Origin of the sequence: Mycobacterium sp. 1165178.9 (genome assembly GCF_001673555.1) — a bacterium.
Classification (GTDB): Bacteria; Actinomycetota; Actinomycetes; order Mycobacteriales; family Mycobacteriaceae; genus Mycobacterium.
Map to the genome: position 1 here is coordinate 1 of NZ_LZMB01000445.1, position 1645 is coordinate 1645.

2 protein-coding genes and 1 pseudogene are annotated in these 1645 nt (G+C 65.6%); 1 reads left to right on the forward strand and 2 read right to left on the reverse strand.

The genetic code is table 11. The features are described 5' to 3' along the window. On the forward strand, positions 1-392 hold a 392-nt coding region (gene hpt, locus A5652_RS19065), incomplete at its 5' end, for a hypoxanthine phosphoribosyltransferase (RefSeq protein WP_067354965.1). A 22-nt stretch (positions 393-414) separates the two neighbouring features. Here the strand turns inward: hpt and A5652_RS19070 are convergent. Together A5652_RS19070 and A5652_RS28130 are read right to left on the reverse strand one after the other, a co-directional pair. Continuing rightward, positions 415-1152 (reverse strand): SIMPL domain-containing protein, encoded by a 738-nt coding sequence (locus A5652_RS19070; RefSeq protein ID WP_067354967.1) that lies wholly within the window; start codon positions 1150-1152, stop codon positions 415-417. A 123-nt stretch (positions 1153-1275) separates the two neighbouring features. Continuing rightward, a pseudogene (locus A5652_RS28130) lies at positions 1276-1645 on the reverse strand (hypothetical protein); the annotation flags it as partial.

Below are 1645 nucleotides of genomic sequence, written 5' to 3' on the forward strand. Positions count from 1 at the left end.
ACCTGGCCCGCGCGATCCCGCTGCCCACGCAGTTCGAGTTCATGGCCGTCAGCTCCTACGGGTCGTCGACGTCCTCCTCCGGCGTGGTTCGGATTCTCAAGGATCTGGACCGCGATATCGAGGGCCGCGACGTGTTGATAGTGGAGGACGTCGTCGACTCGGGCCTCACCCTGTCCTGGCTGTTGCGCAATCTCAAAACGCGCCACCCGCGTTCGCTGCGGGTGTGCACCCTGCTGCGCAAACCCGACGCGCAGGGCGCCCATGTCGACATCGCCTATGTGGGCTTCGACATCCCCAACGACTTCGTCGTCGGCTATGGCCTCGATTACGACGAGCGCTACCGCGACCTGTCCTACATCGGAACCCTGGACCCCAGGGTCTACCAGCAGTAGACCCCGCCCCGATCAGCCGGGCTCAATCCAATTCCCACTGGGCGGTGACCGAGAAGTTCACGGTTTGCTGGCCGGGTTCCAGCGGAACCATCGACGGCATGGCCCGCGGCGCGCCGGCCGGCGGCGGGGCGTTGCCGGTGGCCTCCGAAATGGACAGCACGCGGCCCAGCCGCAGCCCGGACAGCTGGGCGTACTGCTCGGCGCGGCCCTTGGCGTCGTTGAACGCCCGCGTTCGGGCGTCCTTCACCAGCTGCGAGTCGTCGGCGATGGAATAGCGGACGGATTTGATCCGGGTGGCGTCGCCGCCCGTCCCGACGATGAGGGCGAGCAAGCGCGACGCGGCATCCGTCGGGTGGATCTTGACCGCGATGGCGTTGGTCGCGCGGTACGCGGTGATGGCGGCGGTACCGCTGGGCCCCGGGTTGTTGTATTCGGGCGACAGCGAGACCTCCGTGGTGCTGATGTCCTTGCGGTCGAGGCCGGCGCCGGTGAGTGCGTTGATGACCGCCTGCTGACGATCGTTCGTTTGGTTCATCGCCGTGGTGACGTCGGCCGCGGCGAATTCGATGCCGACGTCGGCGGTCAGGGTGTCCGGGACGCCTTGCACCTGACCGGTACCCACGACTGTGACCTGGCGAGGATTGGCCCCGGGTGGCGGCGGGTTGTGCTGGTCGCACGCCGAGATCGCTGCGATCGTCAGCCCGGCCGTGGCCACGGCGATCGATCGGCGGATAAGACATGGGGTGCGGGGGTTCGGCATGACTGGACCCTAGCGCCTACCGCGCTTCGGTGAGCGTTGCGGGCATCACCAATGCAATGCCGGTCACGATTACCCTTGCGTGAGAGCGTGATTGGTGCGCTTCGTTAGCACGATAGGCCAGCACTACAGAAGCGGCAGCATCCTTCCGCCCGGACCCTCGTCGGGTGGGCCGGTCGGGTCGGACCTGAATCCACGAATCCCGTTGTCCTTCGTCCGCTTATCCGCAAGTCGCCTCTGGACGTCGTCCGGAAGGCGCCCAATGCGGTCAGGCGAATTCCACAGCTCCCAGGTCTGGATCGCCCAGTACAAGGCGAACTCGAGGATCACCGCCGACTCCAACCAGATGACCCACGGCTCCCATCCGGGATGCTTGAGATGCACTGCGACAACTGCGATTAACGTCACCACCATCACTCCGGCGATGATCCAGTAGAACCACTTATACCCGTCCTTGTGCGGTGCCTTATCGGTGTCCTCTTGCCTGACGACGAGT

Bases quoted from the DNA above. Each gene is read 5' to 3' on its own strand.
- A5652_RS19070 (WP_067354967.1), bottom strand. From the start codon at position 1,152: ATGCCGAACCCCCGCACCCCATGTCTTATCCGCCGATCGATCGCCGTG.